Annotated in this window: 20 protein-coding genes and 1 pseudogene; 20 read left to right on the forward strand and 1 reads right to left on the reverse strand. The window is 65.1% G+C overall.

Annotated features, from left to right (window positions below):
• From ACXJL8_RS07915 to ACXJL8_RS07925, 3 genes are all read left to right on the forward strand, one after another.
• Nucleotides 1-1,085, forward strand: a 1,085-nt coding sequence (locus ACXJL8_RS07915; protein ID WP_456684834.1) for a YncE family protein, incomplete at its 5' end; no start/stop codon positions are given.
• A gap of 40 nt (nt 1,086-1,125) precedes the next feature.
• Nucleotides 1,126-1,644 carry a sigma-70 family RNA polymerase sigma factor gene (locus tag ACXJL8_RS07920; RefSeq protein ID WP_456684835.1) on the forward strand — a complete coding sequence of 173 codons (519 nt, stop codon included), beginning with the start codon at nt 1,126-1,128 and terminating at the stop codon, nt 1,642-1,644.
• The gene (locus ACXJL8_RS07925) at nt 1,641-2,414 is read left to right on the forward strand and encodes an anti-sigma factor family protein (RefSeq protein WP_456619881.1); all 774 of its coding nucleotides are present in this window, start codon (nt 1,641-1,643) and stop codon (nt 2,412-2,414) included. The genes ACXJL8_RS07920 and ACXJL8_RS07925 overlap by 4 nt, the downstream gene beginning before the upstream one ends.
• Nucleotides 2,415-2,470: 56 nt before the next feature.
• Here the strand turns inward: ACXJL8_RS07925 and ACXJL8_RS07930 are convergent, their stop codons facing one another.
• Nucleotides 2,471-2,920 (reverse strand): cupin domain-containing protein, encoded by a 450-nt coding sequence (locus ACXJL8_RS07930; protein ID WP_456619880.1) that lies wholly within the window; start codon nt 2,918-2,920, stop codon nt 2,471-2,473.
• Nucleotides 2,921-3,059: 139 nt separating this feature from the next.
• On the opposite strand from ACXJL8_RS07930, the gene ACXJL8_RS07935 reads away from it, so the two are divergent.
• The 17 genes and pseudogenes from ACXJL8_RS07935 to ACXJL8_RS08015 all read left to right on the forward strand — a co-directional run bounded on the left by ACXJL8_RS07935 (nt 3,060) and on the right by ACXJL8_RS08015 (nt 23,891).
• Nucleotides 3,060-4,088, forward strand: a complete 1,029-nt coding sequence (locus ACXJL8_RS07935; RefSeq protein ID WP_456619879.1) for an ABC transporter substrate-binding protein — start codon at nt 3,060-3,062, stop codon at nt 4,086-4,088.
• Nucleotides 4,089-4,116: 28 nt separating this feature from the next.
• Nucleotides 4,117-4,821, forward strand: a complete 705-nt coding sequence (locus ACXJL8_RS07940; RefSeq protein ID WP_456619878.1) for an NUDIX hydrolase — start codon at nt 4,117-4,119, stop codon at nt 4,819-4,821.
• 95 nt (nt 4,822-4,916) lie between these two features.
• Nucleotides 4,917-6,227, forward strand: a complete 1,311-nt coding sequence (locus tag ACXJL8_RS07945) for an ABC transporter substrate-binding protein (RefSeq protein ID WP_456619877.1) — start codon at nt 4,917-4,919, stop codon at nt 6,225-6,227.
• Nucleotides 6,228-6,242: 15 nt separating this feature from the next.
• Complete coding sequence (locus ACXJL8_RS07950; protein WP_456619876.1) at nt 6,243-7,010, forward strand: ABC transporter ATP-binding protein; 768 nt, start codon at nt 6,243-6,245, stop codon at nt 7,008-7,010.
• A 3-nt stretch (nt 7,011-7,013) separates the two neighbouring features.
• Nucleotides 7,014-7,718 carry an ABC transporter ATP-binding protein gene (locus tag ACXJL8_RS07955; RefSeq protein WP_456619875.1) on the forward strand — a complete coding sequence of 235 codons (705 nt, stop codon included), beginning with the start codon at nt 7,014-7,016 and terminating at the stop codon, nt 7,716-7,718.
• Between the two features lie 25 nt (nt 7,719-7,743).
• Nucleotides 7,744-8,625 carry a branched-chain amino acid ABC transporter permease gene (locus ACXJL8_RS07960; protein WP_027547894.1) on the forward strand — a complete coding sequence of 294 codons (882 nt, stop codon included), beginning with the start codon at nt 7,744-7,746 and terminating at the stop codon, nt 8,623-8,625.
• Nucleotides 8,622-9,633 (forward strand): annotated as a pseudogene (locus ACXJL8_RS07965) (branched-chain amino acid ABC transporter permease). The gene ACXJL8_RS07960 and the pseudogene ACXJL8_RS07965 overlap by 4 nt, the downstream one beginning before the upstream one ends.
• Nucleotides 9,602-10,531 (forward strand): polyphosphate kinase 2 family protein, encoded by a 930-nt coding sequence (locus ACXJL8_RS07970; RefSeq protein ID WP_456619874.1) that lies wholly within the window; start codon nt 9,602-9,604, stop codon nt 10,529-10,531. The pseudogene ACXJL8_RS07965 and the gene ACXJL8_RS07970 overlap by 32 nt, the downstream one beginning before the upstream one ends.
• The gene (locus ACXJL8_RS07975) at nt 10,528-11,565 is read left to right on the forward strand and encodes a patatin-like phospholipase family protein (protein WP_456619873.1); all 1,038 of its coding nucleotides are present in this window, start codon (nt 10,528-10,530) and stop codon (nt 11,563-11,565) included. Before ACXJL8_RS07970 ends, ACXJL8_RS07975 begins: the two co-directional genes overlap by 4 nt.
• 710 nt (nt 11,566-12,275) lie before the next feature.
• The gene (locus tag ACXJL8_RS07980) at nt 12,276-14,612 is read left to right on the forward strand and encodes a mechanosensitive ion channel domain-containing protein (RefSeq protein ID WP_456684836.1); all 2,337 of its coding nucleotides are present in this window, start codon (nt 12,276-12,278) and stop codon (nt 14,610-14,612) included.
• A gap of 104 nt (nt 14,613-14,716) precedes the next feature.
• A complete protein-coding gene (locus ACXJL8_RS07985) occupies nt 14,717-15,712 on the forward strand; it encodes a Bug family tripartite tricarboxylate transporter substrate binding protein (protein ID WP_456619942.1) in 996 nt (331 codons plus the stop codon).
• 163 nt (nt 15,713-15,875) lie between these two features.
• Nucleotides 15,876-17,528, forward strand: a complete 1,653-nt coding sequence (locus tag ACXJL8_RS07990; RefSeq protein ID WP_456619871.1) for an NAD-dependent malic enzyme — start codon at nt 15,876-15,878, stop codon at nt 17,526-17,528.
• Nucleotides 17,529-17,897: 369 nt separating this feature from the next.
• Nucleotides 17,898-18,290: a BlaI/MecI/CopY family transcriptional regulator gene (locus tag ACXJL8_RS07995; RefSeq protein ID WP_092185459.1), complete on the forward strand. Its 393-nt coding sequence runs from the start codon at nt 17,898-17,900 to the stop codon at nt 18,288-18,290.
• The gene (locus ACXJL8_RS08000) at nt 18,287-20,806 is read left to right on the forward strand and encodes a M56 family metallopeptidase (protein ID WP_456619870.1); all 2,520 of its coding nucleotides are present in this window, start codon (nt 18,287-18,289) and stop codon (nt 20,804-20,806) included. The genes ACXJL8_RS07995 and ACXJL8_RS08000 overlap by 4 nt, the downstream gene beginning before the upstream one ends.
• Before the next feature lie 160 nt (nt 20,807-20,966).
• Nucleotides 20,967-22,442, forward strand: coding sequence for a DUF1800 domain-containing protein (locus tag ACXJL8_RS08005; protein ID WP_456684837.1), 1,476 nt, complete (start codon nt 20,967-20,969; stop codon nt 22,440-22,442).
• A 2-nt stretch (nt 22,443-22,444) separates the two neighbouring features.
• Nucleotides 22,445-23,695 (forward strand): DUF1501 domain-containing protein, encoded by a 1,251-nt coding sequence (locus ACXJL8_RS08010; protein WP_456619868.1) that lies wholly within the window; start codon nt 22,445-22,447, stop codon nt 23,693-23,695.
• A 28-nt stretch (nt 23,696-23,723) separates the two neighbouring features.
• A complete protein-coding gene (locus ACXJL8_RS08015; protein WP_456619867.1) occupies nt 23,724-23,891 on the forward strand; it encodes a hypothetical protein in 168 nt (55 codons plus the stop codon).
• Nucleotides 23,892-24,128 lie beyond the last annotated feature (237 nt).

The following is a 24,128-nucleotide window of genomic DNA, read 5'->3' on the forward strand; positions in this document are numbered from 1 at the left end:
TCGGACGGTCGCCGCACGAGGCGTTCTTCACGCCGGACGGCAAGGAAGTATGGGTCACCGTTCGTGGCGAAAACTACATCTCCGTGATCGACCCGCGGAGCTTTGAGGAAAAGAGCCGCATCACCACCCCCAGCGGGCCGGGCATGCAGATGTTTTCACCCGACGGCAAATACGCCTACATCTGCTCGTCCTTCAATCCCGAGACCGACGTCGTCGCGGTCGCCGAGCACAAGATCATCGCCAAGGTGAAGCAGGAGAGCCCGTTCTGCCCGAACATCGCGGTGACGCCGGATGGAAACCAGGTCTGGTTCACGCTGAAGGATACGGGCAGGACGCAGGTGTTCAACGCCAGGCCGCCGTTCAACCCGATCAAGACGATCGATACCGGTCCGATCACCAACCACGTCAATTTCGCGCACACTGCCAGGGGGACATTTGCCTACGTCACCATCGGTGGCCTGAACCAGGTGAAGGTGTTCCGCACCGACGATTTCTCGCAAGTCGCGACGATCCCGGTCGGCAATCTGCCGCACGGCGTGTGGCCGTCCGGCGACGGCACGCGCATCTATGTCGGGCTCGAGAACGCCGACGCGCTCGCGGCGATCGACACCGCGACCAACAGCGTGGTGGCGAATGTCCCGATCGGCCAGGCGCCACAGGCCATCGCCTATGTTCCAGGCGCGGCTCCCAATCCGGATGACCGCCAGAACTTGCAGGCCCTCGGCGTTGCCGGCCAGGTCGCTCATCTCGCGCTTGCATCCAGGGACGGTTCGAAGGACGGAAAGGCGCCGACCAGCGTCTCGCTGTTCGACCAGGGCCTGATCCAGATCCTGCAGGCTTCGGTGACGGGACTTGAGCCCAGGCAGAAATATGTGCTGGCGCTGGCGGAACGCAGTGACGGGAGCGGCCCGTTACAGCCATTGGCGGCGTTCATGACCAATCCGGCCGGATCGGCCATCGTCAACGCGGCCGGACCGATCCGGCAGATCGTCGATCAGTCCGCCGTGGCTGGAAAGCGATACCTGGTGATCGCCGCCGGAGACGCGGCCGGGCCCGGCGAGGCGGTCCAGATCGAGACGCAATGACGCACCGTCGGGCGGCAACGAAGAGCAGGCGGAGTGCCTCATGAAGGACATGCTGGTTCAGGTCGAGCCACTGATCCCCGCGCTCCGCCGCTATGCGCGCGCCCTCGTGCGCGATCGCGCGGCCGCCGACGATCTGGTTCAGGATTGCCTGGAGCGGGCCGTCGGCCGCTGGCATCAGCGGCGCGACGGCAGCGTGCGCGCCTGGCTGTTCACGATCCTCCACAATCTGGCGGTCARTCAATTTCGCCAGACAACAGCGCGGGGCAGGCATATGCCTATCGACGATGCCGGCGAGCGCGAGCTTGTCAGCGCGGCAGCGCAGGAGCAAGGGCTGATCTATCAGGACGTCCTGAACAAGCTTGCGAGACTGCCGCAGGAGCAGCGGGCTGTGTTGTTGCTTGTTGCAGTCGAGGATCTTTCCTACGCCGCCGCCGCGGACGTGTTGAAGGTCCCGGTCGGGACAGTGATGTCGCGCCTGTCGCGGGCGCGGGAGCGGCTGCTGCAGGAGATGGACGGCGTTGCACCGGGGAACGTCGTGGCATTGCGGAGCATGAAATGAGCCAACGGCCGATCACGGAAGATGATCTCCACGCCTTTGTGGACCACGCGCTCGAGCCTGAGCGTCGTGCGGAGATCGCATCCTACCTGGACGATCACCCGGATGTCGCTGGGCGCGTCGCGGCCTTTGCCGCCCAGCGCGAGCAGCTGCGCAGCGCGCTGGCGCCGATCGCCGATGAACCATTGCCGGCCGAGTTGAACCTGTCGCACATGATCGAGAGCCGGAAGCGGCGCCCTTTGCACGCATGGTGGGCAATCGCGGCACTGCTGCTCCTGAGCATCGGCGGTCTCGGCGGCTGGACCATGCGCAGCCTGTTGCAGGATGGCTCGAACGGACTGTCCGCATTGGCGCAGGAGGCGGCCTACTCTTACGGCGTCTATGCGCCGGATCGCGTGCGGCCGGTCGAGATACGTGCGTCCGACAGTGCCGAGCTCACGCAATGGGTCTCCAACCGGCTGAAGCAGCCGGTCAAGGTGCCGGATCTTTCAGTGTCCGGCTATCGGCTAATGGGAGGGCGTCTCGTTGCGACCTCGCACGGTCCGGCCGCGATGTTCATGTACGACGACGATCGCGGCGATCGCCTTGTGGTGCTGACGCGCCCGATGAGCCGCGGTGGACAGGATACGCCGATGCTGCCGCAATCGACCGGTGATGTCGCGGGTTTCGCCTGGGCGGACGGCGGCATGGGCTATACGCTCGTCGGCGAGCTTCCGACGGACACGCTCAAGCCGATCGCGAACGAGATCCGGAAGCAGGCGCGCCCGATCTAGCCCGGACATTCAGTGGACGGGCCCGCGCTTCGGCGCGAGCCCGGCAGCGCGAATGCTCAATCCAGCAGCTTGGTGTCGTCGGGCGTCTGCGGCGGCGTCTTGATCGCGATCGCCTTGACCTGCCCGCTGATCGGCTTGGTGCCGCCGTGCGGCGTGCCCTTCGGGATGATGACGAGGTCGCCGGGCTTCACCGTGACCTCCTTGTCGCCGAGCCAGATCGTCCCGGTTCCGTCCAGGATGTACTGGATCTCGTTGGTGTTGGGATGCATGTGCTTGGGCACATTGCCGACCTGGATCGAGACCGTGGCGCCGTCGGCGCTCGCGAACATTTTTGAGCGGTAGCCGACATTGTTGGCTGGCCCGAGCGCGTCGCCCTCCATTTCGCCGGTGTGGATGATCTGCGCGGTGACGTTCTCGGCGGCCAGCGCCGGCCGGAGCAACTGGTTTGCGCCGCATCCGGCGGCAAAGGCGGCGGCGATCGACAGTCCGGCAGCAAGGCGATTCATGGAAGATTCTCCCCATCAGGAATTGTTCTTGTTTGGGCATGCTATTGCGTCAAAAGGCCGATGGCGAGTCGCACTTAGGCAGTGCTTCTCAAGCCAGTCCTGCTGCTCTATGGTGCCGCCAGCCGAACGGAGGAAACCAATGAAGAACACGATTGCCAGGCTCGCCGGCGCGCTGCTCGCGCTGACGCTCACCACCGGCTTTGCCGCGGCGCAAAGCAAGGTAACCGTCGCGATCGGCGGCGGCGCCTGCCTGTGCTACCTGCCCACGGTGCTTGCCAAGCAGCTCGGCGAATACGACAAGGCCGGCCTCAATGTCGAACTGGTCGACCTCAAGGGCGGCTCGGATGCGCTCAAGGCCGTGCTCGGCGGCAGCGCCGATGTCGTCTCCGGCTATTTCGACCATTGCGTCAACCTCGCCGCCAAGAAGCAGGAGCTTCTGTCCTTCGTGGTCTATGACCGCTATCCCGGCCTCGTGCTGGTGGTTTCGCCGTCGCACACCAACGAGATCAAGTCGGTCAAGGATCTCGCCGGCAAGAAGGTCGGCGTCAGTGCGCCCGGCTCCTCCACAGACTTCTTCCTCAAATACATGCTCAAGAAGAACGGGCTCGATCCCGCCGGCACCGCCGTGATCGGGGTCGGCCTCGGCGCCACCGCGGTCGCCGCGATGGAGCAGGGGCAGATCGACGCGGCCGTCATGCTCGATCCCTCCGTCACCGTGCTCCAGGGCAGCCACAAGGACCTGCGCATCCTCAGCGACACCCGCACCCAGAAGGACACGCTCGAGACGTTCGGCGGCGAATATCCGGGCGGTGCGCTGTATTCGACCGCGGCCTGGGTCAACGGCCACGAAAAGGAAGTGCAGGCGCTCACCAATGCGATGCTGGCCACGCTCGCCTGGATTCACTCGCACTCGCCCGAGGAGATCATGGCGAAGATGCCGGAGGAGATGGTCGGCAAGAACAAGGACCTCTATCTCGCTGCACTCAGGAACACGATCCCGATGTTCTCGGAGACCGGCAGGATGGATCCGAAGGGCGCGGACGCCGTTCTCGCGGTGTTCAGCGTCGGCTCGCCCGACGTGGCCAACGCCAAGATCGACGTCAGCAAGACTTTTACCAACAAGTACGTCGAGCAGGCCAAGAAGACCACGGGGATGAACGCCAAATAATTGACGTGAAGGCGTGGTCATCGGCGTCATGACGTCACCTGTCATTCATCGCGTCACAACGCTCGATCTTGCCGTGCGCCCGATCGTGTGGCCGTTCGCGGAGGAGCGGCGCGCCGAGATCGCGGCGCATTTCGCCGAGATCCAGCGCGAACGGCCGAAGATCTGGAACGGCCGCGTCCTGCTSGGTCGCGATGCCGTGTTCTCGGACGGCCATCTCGCCGCGACCTATTTCGAGACGGATTTCGCAAGCTTCCTCGCCTGGCGCGATTGGGGCTTTCCCGACCCTGCCGTGTTCAACGGTTTTGGCATGGGCGCGCTGCGCGCCTCCGACGGCGCCTTCGTGATGGGCGAGATGGCACACCACACCGCCAATGGGGGGCGCATCTATTTTCCCTCGGGGACGCCTGACCTCGACGACGTCAGGGACGGCGCGCTCGACGTTTCCGGCAGCGTCGTGCGCGAGATTGCCGAGGAAACCGGCCTGAGCGCCGGCGACTACCGGGCCGAGCCGGACTGGCACTGCGTCGTCGCCGGGCCGACGATTGCAATGATGCAGGTGCTCAACCTTGACATGCCGGGCGAGGTGGTTCGCGCCCGGATCGAAGCCAATCTCGCGCGTGAGGCCGAGCCGGAGTTGTCGGCCATTCATCTCGTGCGCGGGATGAGTGATCTCACGCCGTCCATGCCGCGATTTGTCACGGCCTTCGTCGAGCAGCAGTTCGCTTCGCGCTGACGCGCGAGGCTTGACATCGCTTCGCGCAGCCCATGTGATGGGCAAAAAAGCAAAAGCAAGAAGAATGCAATGCACAATCGTCCAGGGAGGTTTTGATGCGCGTGCGCATGGCTGCCCGTTTGGTACGTGGGCTGATGGTCCTAATCGCGGCGACGAGCCTGGCGGCGTCCGCCCAGGCCCAAGAGAAGAAGATCAAGATCGGCGTGGTGTTCGACCTGACCGGCCCGCTCGCGGGCGGCGGCTCCGAACTCAACTATGTCGGCGCAAAAATCATCCTCGACCATTTCGCCAAGAGCGGCGTCGAGGGCTACAAGATCGAGGCAGTCTATGCCGATGCGCAGAGCAAGCCCGACATCGCCATCAACGAATCCGTCCGCCTGCTGGAGCAGGAGAAGGTCGACATGGTGCTCGGCTTCTTCTCGTCGGCGCAATGCGTGCCGGTCGCGGCCCGTGTCGAGCAGCTCAAGAAGTTCATGTGGATGACGACCTGCATCTCGTCGGCCGTGTTCAACGAGAAGGGCTACAAATACGTGTTCCGCCCGCAGGCGAGTGGCGACCAGTTCGGCATGATGACGATGGATTTCATCGCGCAGAATGCCAAGACGAAGTTCGACAAGGAGCCGAAGGATCTGCGGGTCGCCATCATCCACGAGGACGGCGCCTATGGCGTCGACGTCTCCAAGGGCAACGAGGCCGGCGCGAAGAAGGCGGGTTTCAACGTCGTGCTCAAGGAAGGCTATTCGGCGACCGCGCCCGATCTCTCCGCGCTGGTGACCAAGCTGAAGCGCGCCAAGCCCGACGTGATCTTCCACACCGGCTACAATCCCGACATCACGCTGCTGTTGCGCCAGGCCCGCGAGCAGGGCCTGAAGTTCGGCGCATTGATGGGGCATGGTGCCGGCTACGGCGTCTATGAGAAGTTGAAGGAGGGCATGGGCGCTGACGCCACCTACATCTTCAACGCCGATCCGATCTCGATCTGGCTTGCCAACCAGAAGACGATGGATCCAAAGCTGCCCCCTGTGATCAAGATGGTCGGCGAGGAGTTCGACAGGATCAGGCCGGGCGTCGCCATTCGCTCCGCCCATGTCGGCATCGGGGCGTCCAACACCTACGTCTTCATGGCCGACGTATTGCCGCGTGCGATCAAGAAATACGGCGGTGTCGATCCCGATGCGCTGCGCAAGGCCGCGCTCGATACCGATATTCCCGAGGGCGGCACCATGCTCGGCTTCGGCGTCAAGTTCTACGGCGAAGGCACGCCGATGGCCGGGCAGAACGAGCGCTCGTTCCCGGTCGTCATCCAGTATCTAGACGACAAGTCCCATGTGGTGTGGCCCAAGAGCCAGGCGCAGCGCGATGCCGTGCTGCCGCTGCCGAAGGGCACCACCTACAGCAACCAGTAGCGGCGGAGAGCTTCGGTGTTGGAAGTCAGCGGACTGGTGAAGCGGTTCGGCGGCTTCACCGCCGTCAACAACGTGTCGTTCAGGGTCGATCAGGGCGAGATCCTCGGCCTGATCGGCCCGAACGGGTCGGGCAAGAGCACGATCTTCAACATGCTCTCCGGCACGCTGGCGCCGACGTCCGGATCGATCCTGTTCTCCGGGCATGAAATCGCGGGCCTCGCGCCGCACCGGATCATCAACCGTGGCATCGGCCGCACCTTCCAGATTCCGCGGCCGTTCCGCCGCCTGACCATTTTCGAGAACGTGGCGCTCGCCGGCTTCTACGGCCAGGGCCGCCACAGCCGCACCAAGGCAGATGAGGCGGCCGAGCGTGCGCTCGCGATGGTCGGCCTGCCGACCGACCGCCATGCCAGCGTCGACGGGCTGGGAGCGGCCGGCCTGAAGAAGCTCGAACTCGCCAAGGCGCTCGCCACCGCGCCAAAGCTGCTGCTCGCCGACGAGAGTCTCGGCGGCCTCGACGATACCGAGATGGAGCAGGCAGCCGACATGCTGCGAAACATCCGTGACGAGCTCGGCATCACCATCATCTGGGTCGAGCACATCATGGGCGTGCTGATGCGCGTGGTCGATCGCGTGATGGTGCTCGATCACGGCGAGAAGATCTCGGAGGGGCTGCCGAGCGCGGTTGCCGGCGACCCGCGCGTCATCGAGGTCTATCTCGGCACCGATGCCGAGACGACGCAGGCCGCGGCCGCCGAAGCGCGCCGCCGCGCGGGAGGCTAGCCGATGCTGGAGCTTCGTTCCGTCAGCGCCGGTTACGGCACGTTCCAGGCGCTGTTCGACGTCGATCTCGACGTCAAGGCGGGCGAGGCGGTCGGCGTCATCGGCCCGAACGGTGCCGGCAAGACCACTCTCATGCGCGTCATCTCCGGCCTGATCCGCCCGTCGCGCGGATCGATCGCGATGGAAGGTGTCGACGTCGTGGCGACCCCGCCGCACCGGATCGTCAGCCTCGGGATTGCGCATGTGCCGGAGAACCGGCGGCTGTTTCCGCAGCTCACGGTCGACGACAATCTCAAGATGGGTGCCTTCATGAAGGAGGCGCGCGGCCACTATGCCGAGCGGCTGGACGTCGTGTTCGACCTGTTCCCGCGCCTGAAGGAACGCCGCCATCAGATGGCCGGCACTATGTCCGGCGGCGAGCAGCAGATGTGCGCGATCGGCCGTGCCCTGATGTCGAATCCGAAGCTCTTGCTGCTCGACGAGCCATCCGCAGGGCTGGCGCCGGTCGTGGTGCAGCAGGTGTTCGAGCTGGTCAAGCGGATCCGCGCGCGCGGGCTGACCGTGCTGATCGTCGAGCAGAACGTGCAGCAGGTGCTGCGCGTCGTCGACCGCGCCTATCTGATCGAGGCCGGCACGATCAGGGCGTCCGGCACCTCGGCCGAGATGCTGGCGAGCGACACGGTCAAGGAAGCTTATCTCGGAGTGTGAAGGGGCGGGCGAGGGGCATGCAGGCATGCAAGCATTTTTGGACATTTTCGACATCTACCTGCTCGAGGCCGTCATCAACGGCATCCTGCTCGGCGGCGTGCTGGCGCTGCTCGCGCTCGGGCTGAACCTGATCTTCGGCGTCATCGACGTGACCTGGATCTGCTACGCCGAGCTTGTGATGATCGGCATGTACGCCATGTATTTCATCGTGCAGTATTACGGCCTCAGCTACTTCATTGCGGCGCCGTTCACCATTTTGCTCGTCGCGATCCTCGGCGCCGCGCTGCACTACCTCGTGATCGCGCCGCTGCTCACCGCGCCGCCGATCAACCAGCTGCTTGCGACAGGCGGGGTGCTGTTCGTGCTCCAGAGCTTTGCCACCGTCGCCTTCGGCATCGACTTCCGCAATCTCGGCATCCGCCTGCCCGTGCTCGCCTTCGGCGACATGAACTTCAGTTACGCGCGATTGCTGTCCTTTCTGGCCGCGCTGGTCGGCATGGTCGCGGTTTACCTGTTCATGACGCGCACCTTCACCGGCACCGCGATCCGCGCCATCTCGCAAGACCGGCAGATCATGGCGCTGATGGGTGTCGATACGAAGAGAATGTATCTCATCACCTCGGCGCTCGGCGGCGCGCTGGCCGGGCTCGCCGCCTGCCTGCTGGTGCTGCAATATGACGTGCATCCCTTCGTCGGCCTCTCGTTCGGGCCGATCACCTTCCTGATCTGCGTGCTCGGGGGCTTAGGCAATTTCATCGGTGGCTTCATCGCCGCCTTCGTGTTCGCCGAGATCATCTCGCTCGGCGGCCTGTTCTCCGACCTCGAATGGGGCTACGTGCTCGCCTTCGCCTTCTTCATCGTCATGATGTTCATCCGGCCCGCGGGCCTGCTTGCGAGGCGCCGATGATGGGGCAGGGCCGGCTTGTGGCGTGGGCGGCGGGACTGGCGGCGCTGATCGCGCTGCCCTTCGTCTATCGCGATCCCTATCACCTGCATATCCTCGTGCTGATCCTGATCTGGTCGTTCGCCTATACGTCCTGGTCGATGATGGGACGGTTCGGCCTGGTCTCGCTCGGCCATGGCGGCTTCATGGGGATCGGCGCCTATGTCACCGCGCTGCTGTGGAATCATCTGGGCTGGTCGCCCTGGATCGGCATTCCCGTCGGCATGGTCGCAGCCGGCGCGCTGGCGCTGATCGTCGGCTATCCCTGCTTCCGCTTCCGCATCACCGGGCACTATTTCGTGCTGGTGACGCTGGCGCTGTCCGGCATCRTGCTCCAGGTCATCACGGCCACGCGCGACTACACCGGCGGCTCGCTCGGCTACACGCCGAACCGGGCGTCCGGCAACAAGCTGCTGGCGCTGCAATTCGACGACAAGACGACCTGGTACCTGATCGCGCTTGGGGTCTGGCTCGTGGGCATCATTGTCTGGCACCTGATCGACCGCAGCATGAGCCGTTACGCGCTGGAGGCGATCTCGGAGGACGAGGACGCCGCTGCCGCCGCCGGCGTCAACGTCACCGCGGAGAAACTGAAGATCACGCTGATCAGCGCGCTGATGACGGCGCTGGCGGGCGCGATCTATTGCCAGTACCAGATGTTCATCACGCCCGACACGGTGAGCGGGATCGCGGTCTCGCTCCAGATGGTGTTCGCGGCCATCGTCGGCGGCCTCTTCGTCTCGCTCGGCCCGACCGTCGGGGCCGTCATCACCATCCTGCTGGCGGAGACCCTGCGCATCGGCTTCGGCACCAAGGCGGTCGGCTGGGACAACCTCGTCTACGGCGTGCTGCTGGTGCTTTTCATCATATTCCTTCCCAAGGGCATCCTTGGTAGCGTGCTCGACCGATTGAAGCCGCAACGCAAGGTGTCCCCGCGCTCATGAGCAAGAAGCCCTCGAAACCGCTCGCTGACCAACTCGATCCTTTCATCACGCCGTTCCGCTATGACGGATCCGGCAAGTTTCGCCTCAAGGCGCACAAGACCGACGAGAAGGGCGGCCTCGACAAGGAAAAGGCGCAGGTCATCCTCGACGCCAACAAGCAGCGTCTCGTCGAGTTCCAGGAGAGGCTCTACGCCCAGGACCGCTGGTCGCTGCTGATCGTGTTTCAGGCCATGGACGCCGCCGGCAAGGATTCCGCGATCAAGGCGATCTTCGAGGGCATTAATCCGCAGGGCTGCGAGGTCCATGCCTTCAAGGCGCCGAGCAGCAAGGAGCTCGACCACGATTTCCTCTGGCGTCACGCCGTCGCCCTGCCGGAGCGCGGCCATATCGGCATCTTCAACCGCTCCCATTATGAGGAATGCCTGGTGACGCGCGTGCATCCGGAGATCCTCGCCAAGGAGAAGCTGCCGCCAAAACTCGTGACCAAGAACATCTGGAAGGAGCGGTTCGAGGACATCTCCGCCTTCGAGCGCTATCTCTCGCGCAATGGCACGGTGGTTCTGAAGTTCTTCCTCAACGTCTCCAAGGAGGAGCAGCGCGAGCGTTTCCTCGACCGGCTCGAGGATCCGTCCAAGCAATGGAAGTTCTCCATGGACGACATCAAGGAGCGCGCGCTGTGGCCGCGCTACCAGGCGGTGTACCAGGACATCGTCCGCCACACGGCCACGCCCCATGCGCCATGGTACGTCGTGCCCGCCGATCACAAATGGTTCGCGCGTGTCGTCATCGGCTCGGTGATCAACGCGGCGCTCGAGCGGCTGGATTTGCGCTTTCCACGCGCCGACAAGGCCTCGCTGGAGGAATTCAAGGAAGTGCGCAAGGCGCTGGAGCAGGAAGGGAAGGGAGGCAGGAAACGGGCGCGGTGACGGGTAACGGAACCAGGAACCAGAAGAGCGTCAACTTCGCGCTGCAGGGCGGCGGCGCGCACGGCGCCTTTGTCTGGGGCGTGCTCGATCAGGTGCTCGAGGACGGAAGGCTCGCGATCGAGGCGATCAGCGCCACCAGCGCCGGCGCGATGAATGCGGTGGCGCTGGCCTCCGGCATGGCCAATGGCGGGCCGGATGCCGCGCGGCAGAATCTGCACGCGTTCTGGCACGAGGTGTCGCGGATGGACCTGGTCTACGACCTGTTCTCGCCGCTCAACCAGTGGATCCAGGCGCTGAAGCTGCCGCCGGAATATCACCCGGTCCACGCCTTCATCCACACCCTGACCCATACGGTCCCGCCGAACCTGCTCAATCCCTTTCATTTCAATCCGCTGAGGTCGCTGCTGCAACGCGTGATCGATTTCGATCGGCTCAATTCCTCGCCGGACGCGCCGCAGCTCTTTCTCAACGCCACCAATGTCCGGACCGGCAAGCTCAAGGTGTTCCAGACGCCCGTGCTCAGCCCGGACGCCGTGCTCGCCTCGGCCTGCCTGCCGCCTTATTTCCAGGCGGTCGAGATCGACGGCGAGCACTATTGGGACGGTGGCTATCTCGGCAATCCCGCGATCTATCCGCTGATCTATCGCAGGGGGAGCCACGACGTGATCATCGTCCAGGTCACCGCGATCCGGCGCGACGAACTGCCGGCGAGCGCGGCGGACATCCTCCACCGCATCAACGAGATCAGCTTCAATTCATCGCTGATGCGCGAAATGCGCGCGATCGCCTTTGCCACGAAGCTGATCGACAATGGCGAGCTCGACAGCAACAGGCACAGCCGCATGTTCATGCACTGGATCGGCAACGACCAATTGATGTCGCAGCTCGGCACCGCCACGCAGTTTCATCCCGAATGGAGCCTGTTGTGCCGGCTGCGCGACGATGGACGCGAGGCGGCGCGAAGCTGGCTGGCGCAGAATTTCGACCGGGTCGGCACTTGCTCCACGGTCGATCTGACCGACATGTTTCTTTGACCCAAGTTTCTTTGACTTAAGGCCGGCAATGAGCGCGGCGAACTGCATTGAGTTGCAGGCCCGTCGAAGCCGGAAATCCATGATCCGTTGTGTCGATGCGCGCGGAACTCGCACTTTCAATTGTGATCGTTGGGCCCTTGATCCCGCTTGACACTTTTGTGTCACGGGAGGACCATCCCGATGGTCGCGAAAAGCGACGCGTAACGTCCACCTCATGAGCAAGGGGAGGTCTATGACACCACCTCCGCAGATCCAGCCGCGTTAAGTGCGATGGAGCTCGTTCGGACTATCGCATAGCGGCAAAAACCGCGAACGGCACGCCGGGTAAAGGCTTAGAGGGCTGCATCAGTTAGGCATGGCCCCTACCTGCCCGGCGCTGTGCTGTTTGCAGCACCCTCATCGTGCCGATGGCTGCAACGAGGCCGCAGGGGCGGGCGCTTTTGACACCCTGGTTTCCTCTTCACCGTCATTGCGGGTCGAGTCCCGAAATGACGGGAGTGGCCCTTTGCCCGCACCGCATTTCAGTTCGGGGCCGCGCTGCGCCGGGGTTCCCGATCCTGCTTTGCGGCAAATGCCAAGAGATTGTCGTCTCATCGGCAAACTTCCGACACAGGACGCGGGCGAATAACACCAATCCGACATGACGCATGCGTTTCGGCGGTGACGATTCCGACTCCGCCGGGACGCATCTATTTTTTCAGGGAATCCTCGTGTCGCATAAGCTGGCTCCGGCGCTTCTTGCCGCTTTCTTCCTCATGATCTCGTCTCTCGCCGGCGTCCACGCGGAGCAGCCTGCGCCGGCCGCCAAGAGTGCTGCCGCGCTGTCGCCTGACGAGGCCAGGCGTGCGCTGGAAACGCTCCAGGACGACAAGAAGCGCRCTCAGATGATCGACACGTTGCGCGCGATCGCGAATGTGCCTGGTCAACCACAGCCTGCGCCGCAGCCCGAGCAGAAATCGCCGATCCCGCTCTCGGCCGACGGCCTTGGCGCTCAGCTCCTGCTCACGGTGTCCGAAGAGATCGGCGAGATCTCGCGTGATATCGCCGATATGGCGCGGACCATCACGCATTTTCCGGCCTTCTATTACTGGATCGTACGGACCGCGAATGATCCCGCAGCCTACAATCTCCTGATCGAGATCGCCTGGAAGCTGGCGCTGGTGTTCGGCTGCGCGCTCGCGGCGGAGTGGGTGATCTTCCGCCTGGTCCGGCGTCCGGTCGCGTTCCTGGAAGGACGCGTGCCGCAAACCGCGCGCCTGCCGGCGCAGGCGCTGCCCATCGCCGATCCGCCGTCATCCGCAGCCGACGTCACTCCCGAACCTGAACTGCACAAGCGCCGTCACAGCCTGGCGCGGGTCTGGCAGTTGCTGCTCCGGCTGCCCTTCGTGCTCGGCCGCCTCGTGCTCGAGCTGCTGCCGGTGTTCGTCTTCGTCGGCGCGGCGACTGCGCTGCTCGGAACGGAGATCGGTGAGCCCGCGACCGTTCGCCTCGTGATCCTCGCGGTCGTCAACGCCTATGCGTTCTCGCGCGGGCTCATCTGCGTCGTCCGTGCGCTGGCGGGGCCGTTCGGCCTGTTCCCGGTGCGCGCCGAGACCGCGGCCTATGTCGAGATCTGGGCGCGCCGCATCGTCGGCGTCGGCGTCTCCGGCATCGCCTTTGCCAATGTGGCGCTGCTGCTCGGCCTGCATCGTACCGGTTACGCAGCGCTGCTGCGCATGGTGATGCTGATCGTGCATCTCTTCATCGTCGTCATCATCCTGCAATGCCGCCGCCAGGTGGCCGAAGCCATTCGCGCACCGGCCGACCGGCAGGGCATCGCGGCGCGCCTGCGCAACCGCATCGCCGGCGGCTGGCACTATCTTGCGATCGCGCTCGACATCGCGCTGTGGGCGGTCTGGGCGCTGAACATCCGCAACGGCTATTCGCTGCTGCTGCAATATTTCGTCGGCACCATCGTGGTGGCGCTGATCACGCGCGTCGCCATCATGGTGACGCTGAGCCTGATCGACCGCGGCTTCCGCATCAATCCCGAGATCCTCCAGCGCTTCCCGGGCCTCGAGATCCGCGCCAACCGCTATCTGCCGCTGCTGCGCAGGATCGTCTCCGGCATCATCGCCTTCATCGGCCTTGTGGCCGTGCTCGAAGTCTGGGGCGTCGACGCCATCGTCTGGTTCTATGGCGGCCAGATCGGCGGACGGCTGATCTCGGCGGTGGTGACGATCGCTCTCGCCGCAGGCATCGCGGCTGCGATCTGGGAGGCCGCCAATGCGCTGCTGGACCGCCAGATCAATACGCTGTCGCGTGACGGACACTATGCCCGCGCCGCGCGGCTGCGCACGTTCCAGCCGATGCTGCGGACAGCGCTATTGTGCCTGATCGCGACCGTCGTCGGCCTCACCGCGCTCAGCGAGATCGGCGTCAACGTCGCACCGCTGCTCGCAGGCGCCGGCATTGTCGGCATCGCCATTGGCTTCGGCTCGCAGAAGCTGGTGCAGGATCTCATCACCGGCCTGTTCCTGCTGCTGGAGAACACGGTCCAGGTCGGCGACAATGTCAGCGTCTCCGGTCTCTCCGGCGTGGTCGAGAACGTCTCGATCCGCACCATCCGCCTGCGCGCCGGCGACGGCGCCGTGCACATCGTGCCGTTCAGCGCGGTGACGACCATCACCAATGCCAGCCGCGGCGCCGGCAACGCCTCCGTGAGCGTCAACGTCGCCTACAAGGAGGACACCGACCGCGCCGGCCAGATACTCAAGGACATCGTCGACGAGATGCGTCGCGAGCCTGAGTTCCGCGGCGTGATCCGTGGCGACCTCGAGCTCTGGGGGATCGACAAGGTCGATGGCGCGATGGTGTCGATCGTCGGCCAGATCCGCTGCACCGAGGCCGGTCGCTGGCCGGTGCAGCGCGAATTCAACCGCCGCATGAAGCTGCGCTTCCAGCAGAATGGCATCGAGGTCGCTTCCGCCACCCAGACCATCCTGATGCAGATCCCGTCGCCGGCCGATGCGGCCACGAACCTGACGCCACGGCGCGCAGCCGGGTAGCCGTTTCGACCAACTTCCCGCTTGCCTTGGCCCATCCGGCAGCGTTCACTCCGGCTCCAAAACCGCTGACAACATGCGGGCGACAAAAAGGGTGGGAGAGAATGGTGCGGGGGCTGTGGGCCGGATTGCGCGGTCATGCGATCGTCATTTGCGCGTTGCTCGGGTGTGCGTGGGCCGCGCCGGCGAGCGCTCAGCCGTTTCCGTCGCGCCCCATCACCCTGGTGGTGCCGTTCGCGGCAGGCGGCCCAACCGACACGCTGGCGCGCATCCTGTCGGAGCGGATCGCCGCCGAGCTGCACACGACGATTGTGGTCGAGAACGTCGCCGGCGCCTCCGGCAGCATCGCCGGTGCCCGCGTCGCGCGCGCGGCCCCTGACGGCACGACGATCACGATCGGCCATTGGGGCACGCATGTGCTGAACGGCGCGATCTTCAAGCTGCCCTACGACGTGATCGCCGATTTCGAGCCGGTCGCGATGATCGCGATGGGGACGCAGCTCATCGTCGGCAGGAAGACGCTCAAGGCCGACAATCTCAAGGAGCTGATCGCCTGGCTGAAGGAGAACCCCGGCAAGGCCACCGCCGGGACCGCCGGCGCCGGCACGGGTGCGCATGTCGCTGGTGTCTTTTTCAAGGAAAAGACCGGCACCGACTTCCAGTTCATACCTTACCGTGGCGCGGGGCCGGCCATGATCGATCTCGTGGCCGGGCAGATCGACATCATGTTCGACCAGGCGTCGAACTCGCTGCCGCAGTACAAGAACGGTGCGATCAAGGCGTTCGCGGTGACGTCGCCGACGCGGCTCGCGTCTGCGCCGGACATCCCGACCGTCGACGAGGCGGGCCTGCCTGGCCTGTACATTTCCTACTGGCACGGCATCTGGGCGCCGAAGAACACGCCGAAGGAGATCGTCACAAAGCTCAACGCGGCCATCGTCGCGGTGCTTGCCGATCCGTCCGTCAAGCAGCGTTTTGCCGAATTGGGACAGGAGATTCCGCCCCTGGTGCAGCAATCGCCTGCAGCGCTCGGCGCCTTCCAGAAGGCCGAGACCGAAAAATGGTGGCCGATCGTGAAGGCCGCCGATATCAAGCCGGAATAGCCCCGCGCCGGTGACTTTTGCGTCGCGCTGGTCGCTGTCCTTCGCAAAAACCTCGCTGCGGTGCGAGATCACAATCGATGCATGAATCGCAACGTCCTTGATCTCCAGGGAGCGCTGGCCGACAATGTTTGCCGGTTCAATAAGAAACTCCTTGGGGGAATTCGTGAATAGACCTGCCCGGGTCAGCGCCCATTCGACATCATCCGAGACCGCGCATGGCATGACGCTGCTGCGCGATCCCTTGCTCAACAAGGGCACCGCCTTCACGGAAGCGGAGCGTGATGCGCTCGGCTTGCGAGGCCTGCTGCCGCCTTGCGTGCTGACGATGGAGACGCAGGTCGAGCGCGTGCTCGTCAATTTGCGCACGTTGCCGACCGATCTGGAAAAATTCGTCGCGCTGAACGCGCTGCATGACCGCAACGAGGCGCTGTTCTTCCGCGTCGTCGTCGACAATATCGACGAGATCCAGCCGATCATCTACACGCCGACGGTCGGGCTCGCCTGCCAGAAATACGGCCTGATCTACCAGCGGCCGCGCGGCATGTTCATCTCCTCGCGCGATCGCGGCCAGATCGCGGACATTCTGAAGAACTGGCCCAATCCCGCAAAACTCATCGTCGTGACCGATGGCGAGCGCATCCTCGGCCTCGGCGATCTCGGCGCCAACGGCATGGGCATTCCGGTCGGAAAGCTCTCGCTCTATTCGGCCTGCGCCGGCGTGCATCCCGAGCATTGCCTGCCGATCGTGCTCGACGTCGGCACCAACAATGAAGAGCTCCTGAACGATCCCTATTATCTCGGGCTGCGCGAGCGCCGCCTCACGGGCGAGGCTTACGACAGCTTCGTCGACGAATTCATGCAGGCCGCGCGAAAAACGTTTCCAGGTGTGCTGATCCAGTTCGAGGATTTCGCCAATCACTCGGCGTTCAAGCTGCTGCACAAATACCGCGACGAAGCTTGTGTCTTCAACGACGACATCCAGGGCACTGCGGCGGTGGCGCTTGCCGGCCTGTTCTCAGGCTTGCGCGTCAGCGGCGGCAAGCTCAGGGATCAGAAGATCCTGTTCCTCGGGGCGGGTGAGGCGGCGACCGGTATCGCCGATCTCGTGGTCTCCGCGATGATGGCGGAGGGCGCCACGGAGGCCGAAGCGCTGCGGCGCAATTGGCTGGTGGATTCCCGCGGCCTCGTCGTCAGCGGCCGGGCGGCCCTGTCCGGCCACAAGCTCCGCTACGCGCATACCGACCAGGCCCCGATCGCCGATTTCCTCACCGCGATCAAGACGCTGAAGCCGACGGCGATCATCGGCGTCGCCGCGGTCGGCGGCGCCTTCACGCCCGACGTGCTCAAGGCGATGGCCGAGCTCAACGAACAGCCGATCGTGTTCGCGCTCTCCAACCCGACCTCGAAGGCCGAATGCTCGGCGGAGGATGCCTATCGCTACACCGAGGGCCGCGCGCTGTTCGCCTGCGGCAGCCCGTATGACCCTGTGACGCTCAACGGCCGCACTTTCGTGCCGCGCCAGGGCAACAACTCCTACATCTTCCCCGGCGTCGGCCTCGGCGTCATCGCCAGCCGCTCGCGGCTGGTGACGGACGAGATGTTCATGGCCGCCGCCCATACGCTTGCCGATTGCGTCGGCAAGGAGGACCTGGCGCAGGGCAGCCTCTATCCGGCATTGCCGCGAATCCGCGAGGTCTCGGTCCGCATCGCCGCCGCCGTCGCAGACGTCGCCTATCAGCGCGGGCTGGCCGACGGACCCGCGCCCAACGACGTCAAGGACCTGGTCCAATCGCAGATGTACGAGCCGAAGTACTGAGGCTCACAGTTCGATCCGAATGTGTGGAAGCAGCCTCTCACCCCACCTCTCCCCGTAAGAACGGGGCGAGGGAGCGTGAGAGTGGCGCGTCCCTGACGTTGGATGACCAGCCACATCGTTCGCGGTGACGCTTCTTAACCTCTCCCCGCTCTTTGCGGGGAGAGGTCGGATTGCGAAGCAATCCGGGTGAGGGGCAAGGCACCATGCCTGCCAGATCAAGAGACCATCCGACTCGGAAAGTGTCTTTCTCTCCCCCGTTAGGTCAGCCCCACGCCACCATTTCCGGTGGAATCGCCGTTGCGCGGCGCTGTGGCATATGCGACGGTCTGTAGCGTTACAAGAAGAACTCAATCCGCAAGGTCAGATGCCATGGACGATCGTTTGCCCGAACTGGGCGACCTCGAGCACGAGGTCATGCAATTGGTTTGGGCCCATGGTCCGGTCACGGCCGAGGTGGTGCGCGAACGGTTGTCGCGGCGTCTGAAGGAATCCACCGTCCGCACGGTGCTGCGCCGGCTCGAAGAAAAGGGCTATGCTAACCACACCGTGGACGGACGCACCTATGTCTACCACGCGGCCGAAGAGCGCTCGCGGGTTGCCGCCAAGGCGGTGCAGCGCATCGTCGACTGGTTCTGCAACGGCTCGATGGAGGAGGTCCTCGTCGGCATGGTCGACAACGCGATGCTCGACCAGCAGCAGTTGCGCACGTTGGCCGACCAGGTGGCCAAGGCGAAGAAGGCGAGGGGAGTGAAGAAAGAATGATCGCAACTCTGGCTGAGGCGGCGCTACGCTCCTTCGTGCTGGGAGGCGTCGTTTGGTTCGGTCTCAACCTGTTTCGCGTGCGCAATCCGCACGTCCACATGACGGCGTGGGTCGTCGTGCTTCTGGCGTCGTTGGCGATGCCCTTCGTTATGCATTGGCCGACGCTCACCATCGCCCGGCTGCCCTTGTCCGTGCCGGTCGCGGACGAGTTCTGGCCGGCCGATATTTCGATGCTGGAGACAGCGCAGCCGGCTTTGCCGATCGCAGCCGGCGCTGCCATCGCGGCGCCCGCCAGAAGTGTTGTGTCGATCGATTGGTGGCTGGTGGTCACCATCGTCTATGCCGGCGTCGCTGGGCTGCTGCTGTTGCGGCTCGCCATCGGCCTCTATCTGACCTGGCGCCTGGCACGGGCGGCAAAGCCGATGAGCGGCCCCAAAATGATCGATGCCGACGTGCGCGTCAGCCACGACGTCGGCGGTCCCGTGACCTTCGGCTCGACCATTCTGGTGCCGCCGCAATTCGCCGGCTGGGACACGAAGAAGCGTCTCGCCGTGCTCGCGCATGAAAGCGCGCATGTCGCCAATCGCGACTTCTACGTCCTCTTGCTCGCCTCCCTCAACCGCGCGGTGTTCTGGTTCAGCCCGTTCTCGTGGTGGCAGCTTGCGCGCCTTGCCGAGCTCGCCGAGATCATCAGCGATGCCCAGGCGATCGAGGTGATCGACGACCGACTGTCCTATGCCGAAATCCTGCTCGACGTCGCAACCGGCGTGAAGCCGCGGCCGATGGAGCTCGCGATGGCGCGGGCCTCGACCGTGCGTGCCCGCGTCGAGCGTATTATCGCGGCGGCGGCGCTGCCCGTTGCGGTTGGCTGGCGCAAGCGGCTGTGGATCGCGGCTGCGATCGTGCCGGCCATGATCGTGTCGGCCGGCATGATCGCCTATCGGACGCCGGATCCGGCGCCTTTCGCTGGAGACCTCGGCGAGGCGCCGGCCCAGCACTACCGTCCCTTCGTCAATTTCTATGCCATGGGCCCGGCCTCGGTGTTCGCGATCTTCCGCGAGGGCGACGATCTCTACGGGCAGCTCACCGGGCAGCGCAGGCTGCGCCTGACGGTCGGCAATGATGGCACGGCGTCCTACGCGGCCTCGTCCGGCGAGATCACGTTCCCGTTCGATGCGGAGCGCCGATCCTCCGAACTGATGCTGCACATGAACGGCCGTGACGTGCGCGCGGTTCGCGTCGCCGAGATGCCGACGGTGGCCACCGATTCCGTATCACTCGACCAATATGTCGGCTGGTACAGGGTCGCGCCGAACCGTGTGCTCACGGTGCGCCGCGACGGGGATCGGCTTCAGGTGCAGGAAACCGTGCAGGGCCGGGCGGCGCTCCTCGCCGAAGGTGTCGACGTCTTCTCGATCCATGGCGACAATCTCCTGATCTTCCTGCGTGACGACCAGGCCAAGGTCTCGCGCGTGCTGGTCCAGAATGCGGTGTTCGGCGCCCGCCTCGCGCCGCGGATCGATGCGGCGACGGCGCAGGCGATCGAGGCCGACTTCGCGCGCCGTGTCGCGGAAGTGCCGGATCGCTTCCGCGAGCAGGTTCCGGTCGCCGGCGGCAAGGAGATGATCCTGCGTGGGGTCGAGGATCTGCGCGCGGGCACGCCGAACTACGCGCGGATGAGCGCGCCGCTGGCTGCCAAGATCCAGCGTCAGCTCGATGAAACGCGTGCGACGTTCCTGGCGCTCGGGCCGGTCGAGTCGATCTTCTTCCGCGGTGTCGGCCCCGGCGGCTACGACATCTATGGCGCCAAGTTCGAGAACGGCACGGCTGAATTCCGCCTGCTGCTCGAGCCCGACGGCAAGGCCGGTGATGTGATCTTCCGGGCCGACGGCAATGACGAGCTCGGCGGCATCGTGCCTTGCGCCGAGGAGGCGAATGTGCGCGGTCGCGCCGGCACCTCGCCGATCCGGATCATGGTCTACAACGAGATGGCCGACGACATCCGTGTCTTCAATCTCGATGCGGACGGCAATCGCAAGACGCAGAGCGTGGTCAGGCCGAACATGTCCTGGGCGACGACGACCACCGTGAACAATCCCTGGGTGATCGCCGACAAGTCGGGGCGTTGTCTTGAGGTCTTGATACCGGGCCGGCAGACGCGCTTCCACAACGTCGAGGCTTTGAGCCTCGGCGCAAAGCCGGGACGCGCCGCGCGCCGCGCCGTTCCGATCGCCAATGGCGAGGAGATGCTGCGCCGCTATATCGAAGGCGTCGGCAAGGGGCAGCCCGACTACGATCACATGACGTCGGAGGTCGCGGACATCACGCGGCAGCAGCTTCCATTCGATCAGGCGATCCTGGCGCGGCTCGGCGCGTTGCGCGCGGTCTCGTTCCGCGGCGTCACCGCGCTCGACAGCGACATCTACATCGCCCAGTTCGCCAACGGCTCGGCGGAATGGCGCATCGGTGTCAGGAACGGCACGATCACCAAGATCGCGCTTGGGCCGAATTTCTAGGGACGGCTGCGGCCGCCGTCTGCCGCCGCTCCCGAGGTCTTGACCGCCACTTCTCAATCTCCGCTTGCGAGGGTGCACATGTAATGCTACGTTTTGTAGCATTACATATCGTAGCCTATGCCGACGCCGGTCGGCAGGCTCGAAGAATTGGGCATTCGCCATGAGCAATTCTGCAAAGGCCGAGGCCGTGCTGGGGCTTCATCGCTTCGGGATGGGGCCGCGACCGGGATCGATCGCGGCTGTCGGGACCGACCCGCGCGGCGCGCTGATCGCGGAGCTCGACCGGCCGCTCGTACTGACCGCAGCGGCCAGTCTCCCTACGAGCGCAAAGGCCTATCGCACCGTGGCCGACGCCAATGCCCGGCGCGCGGCACGCGCCAAGCAGGCGCAGCAGCAGGCGAAGAAGCAGCAGATGGCTGCGGCGCCGGCCATGTCGGAAGACCAGGCTCAAACGCAAGGGCAGGCGCAAGGCCAGAGTCAGGGCCAGGAGAAGGACGCCGCCGAGATGGCGGCGAAGCAGGCGGCTGACGCCATTCCCGATCCCGGTCGTCCGATCTACTTGCAGGAAGCCAAGCTGCGCACGGAGGCCGCGCTTGCCGCCGAGATCGGCTTCGCCGAGCGGCTGGTGTGGTTCTGGTCCAACCATTTCTGCGTTTCGGCCAACAAGATCCAGAGCATGTCCGGCGCCTATGAGCGCGAGGCCGTTCGCGCCAATGCGCTCGGCCGCTTCGTCGATCTCCTGCTGGCGGTCGAGGGCCATCCGGCGATGCTGTTCTATCTCGACAATCTCGACTCGATGGGTGCGAACTCGACCGCCGRCATCAACCGCAGCCGCGGCCTCAACGAGAACATTGCGCGCGAGATCATGGAATTGCATACGCTCGGCGTGCGCACCGGCTACACCCAGGACGACGTGATCAGCTTCGCCAACGTCCTGACCGGATGGACATTGCTGCCGCCGGGCGCCGATCCCCAGCATGGTGGCGAATTCACCTTCAATCCGCGGCTGCACGAGCCCGGCGGACAGACCGTGCTCGGCAAGCGCTACGAGCAGGAGGACGCCGAGCAGGGCCGCGCCGTGTTGCGCGATCTTGCCGCGCATCCGGCGACCGCGACCCATATCGCGACAAAGCTCGCACGGCATTTCGTGGCCGACGAGCCGCCACTGGGGCTGATCGAGCAGATGGCGAAGACCTTTCGCGATACCGAGGGCGACCTCAAGCAGGTCGCAATCGCGATGGTGTCGTCGGACGAGGCGTGGCGCGGCCCGCCGTCAAAACTCAAGCGTCCGGGCGAATGGGTGGTCGGCATGGTGCGCGCGACCGGCATCACGACCGTCGATCCCACGCGCTTCACAGGCGGCCAGGAGCTGCTCGGCGAAGCGCTGTGGCGTCCGTCGGCGCCCAAGGGCTATCCGGACGACGAGGCGAGTTGGATCGACGGCGTTGGCCGGCGGCTCGACATCGCCAACAATTTTGCCGAGCGCATCACCGGCATGGCCGATCCGCAAGCGATTATCGAGGACGTCTTCGCGTCCGAGATCGCGCCCGAGGTGAAGCAAGCGGTCGGCCGCGCCGAGAGCCGGCAGCAGGCACTTGCGCTGCTGTTCATGTCGGCGGATTTCCAGAGGAGGTGACCATGGGCTTTGACAATCATTTGCCCACGCGGCGCGAGCTTCTGGTCGGCTCCGGCGCGCTATTCGCGTGGAGCCAGATGCCGCGGATCGCGCGCGCGGAAGGACGCGATCCGCGCCTGCTCGTCATCGTGCTGCGCGGTGCGCTCGACGGTCTCGGTGCGGTCGCGCCGGTCGGCGATCCCGACTGGATCTCACTGCGCGGCGATCGTGCGCTGGTGCTGGATGGCAAGACGCCGGCGCTGCCGCTCGATGCCTTCTTCGCGCTCAATCCGGCGATGCCGAACCTGCATCGGCTCTACAAGACCGGCAAGGCCTCGATCGTCCACGCCGCGGCCACGCCCTATCGCGAGCGCTCGCATTTCGACGGCCAGGACGTGCTCGAAAGCGGATTCACCAAGCCTGGCGCGACCGCGTCGGGGTGGCTCAACCGCGCGCTGCTCGCGCTGGAATCGGGCGGGCGCGTCGACCCGCGCGGCAGCCGCGCGCTCGGCATCGGCTCGGTGACGCCGCTGGTGGTGCGCGGCTCGGCGCCGGTCATGACATGGGTGCCGCAAAAACTCCTGCCGGCAAGCCAGGACACGCAGAACCGCCTGCTCGATCTCTACCAGCACACCGATCCGAAGCTTGCGACCGTGCTCCAGGCCCGCATGAAGCTCGCTTCGCTCGACGGTGCGATGGGCACGGGCGATCCGATGTCGGACGATCCGACGCTGGCGCCTCCCGGCATCGCACGCGTGCGCGCCTATTTCGCCGAAGCGGCCGGCACCGCCGCGCGCTATCTCGCCAAGGCCGACGGTCCGCGCGTCGGCGCGATGGGTTTCGTCGGCTGGGACACGCACATCGCAGAAGGCGCGGCCTCCGGCCAGCTCTACAATCTGCTTGGCGCGCTCGACGGCGCCTTTGCCGCGATCGAGAGCAACATGGGCGAGGTGTGGCACGAGACGGTGGTCGCCGTCGTCACCGAGTTCGGCCGCACCGCGCGCATCAACGGCACGCAAGGCACCGACCATGGCACGGGTACGGTCGCCTTCCTCATCGGCGGCGCGCTCGCCGGTGGCCGCGTGATCGCGGACTGGCCGGGATTGAAGTCCGCGCAACTGTTCGAGGATCGCGACCTCAGGCCGACCACGGATCTGCGCGCCGTGCTGAAGGGCCTGCTCAGGGATCACTTACGTGTCGAGGAGAAGGTGCTGGCTGAAGCGGTCTTCCCCGGCAGCGCCGACGTCAAACCGATGGGGAGCCTCGTCGGCTGACGGCGCTGCTCGCAACCGGACCGGGTTCATGATGTGCACACTGACACAACGGGAGCTCGACTTTCTCGCGAGCCTGAAAACCGGCTGGCGCCTGCTCTATCGGCGCGAACTGATGCGGCTCCTGAACGGTGACACCGAAGCGAGCGAAGCTCAGCCGGAGGCGCGCCCGATCGTCTGGCGTGTCGCATCCGGCTGATTTTCCTCAGGTTTGTCCCGATTCAGGACAGGCCAGTGTGGTGGAATCGTCACAGCTGGCGCTAAACGGCCGTGGCCCTAACCCCGCTTTTGTTCTGACAAGGTTCTGCCCTCATTGCCCACCGAAACTTGGGGTTGTTCGGAGGGCGCATCATGTCTCGCTTTGCAAGTGCCGAAACTGCCCGGATATCGCTGGCAACCTCGAGCCGGCTGCTTCTTGCCATCGTCGGTGCGGCCT

The sequence above is a fragment of the Bradyrhizobium sp. P5_C11_2 genome, assembly GCF_054049755.1.

Bases quoted from the DNA above. Each gene is read 5' to 3' on its own strand.
- ACXJL8_RS07995 (WP_092185459.1), top strand. From the start codon at position 17,898: ATGGACGATCGTTTGCCCGAACTGGGCGACCTCGAGCACGAGGTCATG.
- ACXJL8_RS08000 (WP_456619870.1), top strand. From the start codon at position 18,287: ATGATCGCAACTCTGGCTGAGGCGGCGCTACGCTCCTTCGTGCTGGGA.
- ACXJL8_RS07930 (WP_456619880.1), bottom strand. From the start codon at position 2,920: ATGAATCGCCTTGCTGCCGGACTGTCGATCGCCGCCGCCTTTGCCGCC.
- ACXJL8_RS07945 (WP_456619877.1), top strand. From the start codon at position 4,917: ATGCGCGTGCGCATGGCTGCCCGTTTGGTACGTGGGCTGATGGTCCTA.
- ACXJL8_RS07935 (WP_456619879.1), top strand. From the start codon at position 3,060: ATGAAGAACACGATTGCCAGGCTCGCCGGCGCGCTGCTCGCGCTGACG.
- ACXJL8_RS07925 (WP_456619881.1), top strand. From the start codon at position 1,641: ATGAGCCAACGGCCGATCACGGAAGATGATCTCCACGCCTTTGTGGAC.
- ACXJL8_RS08015 (WP_456619867.1), top strand. From the start codon at position 23,724: ATGATGTGCACACTGACACAACGGGAGCTCGACTTTCTCGCGAGCCTG.
- ACXJL8_RS07960 (WP_027547894.1), top strand. From the start codon at position 7,744: ATGCAAGCATTTTTGGACATTTTCGACATCTACCTGCTCGAGGCCGTC.
- ACXJL8_RS07955 (WP_456619875.1), top strand. From the start codon at position 7,014: ATGCTGGAGCTTCGTTCCGTCAGCGCCGGTTACGGCACGTTCCAGGCG.
- ACXJL8_RS07970 (WP_456619874.1), top strand. From the start codon at position 9,602: ATGAGCAAGAAGCCCTCGAAACCGCTCGCTGACCAACTCGATCCTTTC.
- ACXJL8_RS08010 (WP_456619868.1), top strand. From the start codon at position 22,445: ATGGGCTTTGACAATCATTTGCCCACGCGGCGCGAGCTTCTGGTCGGC.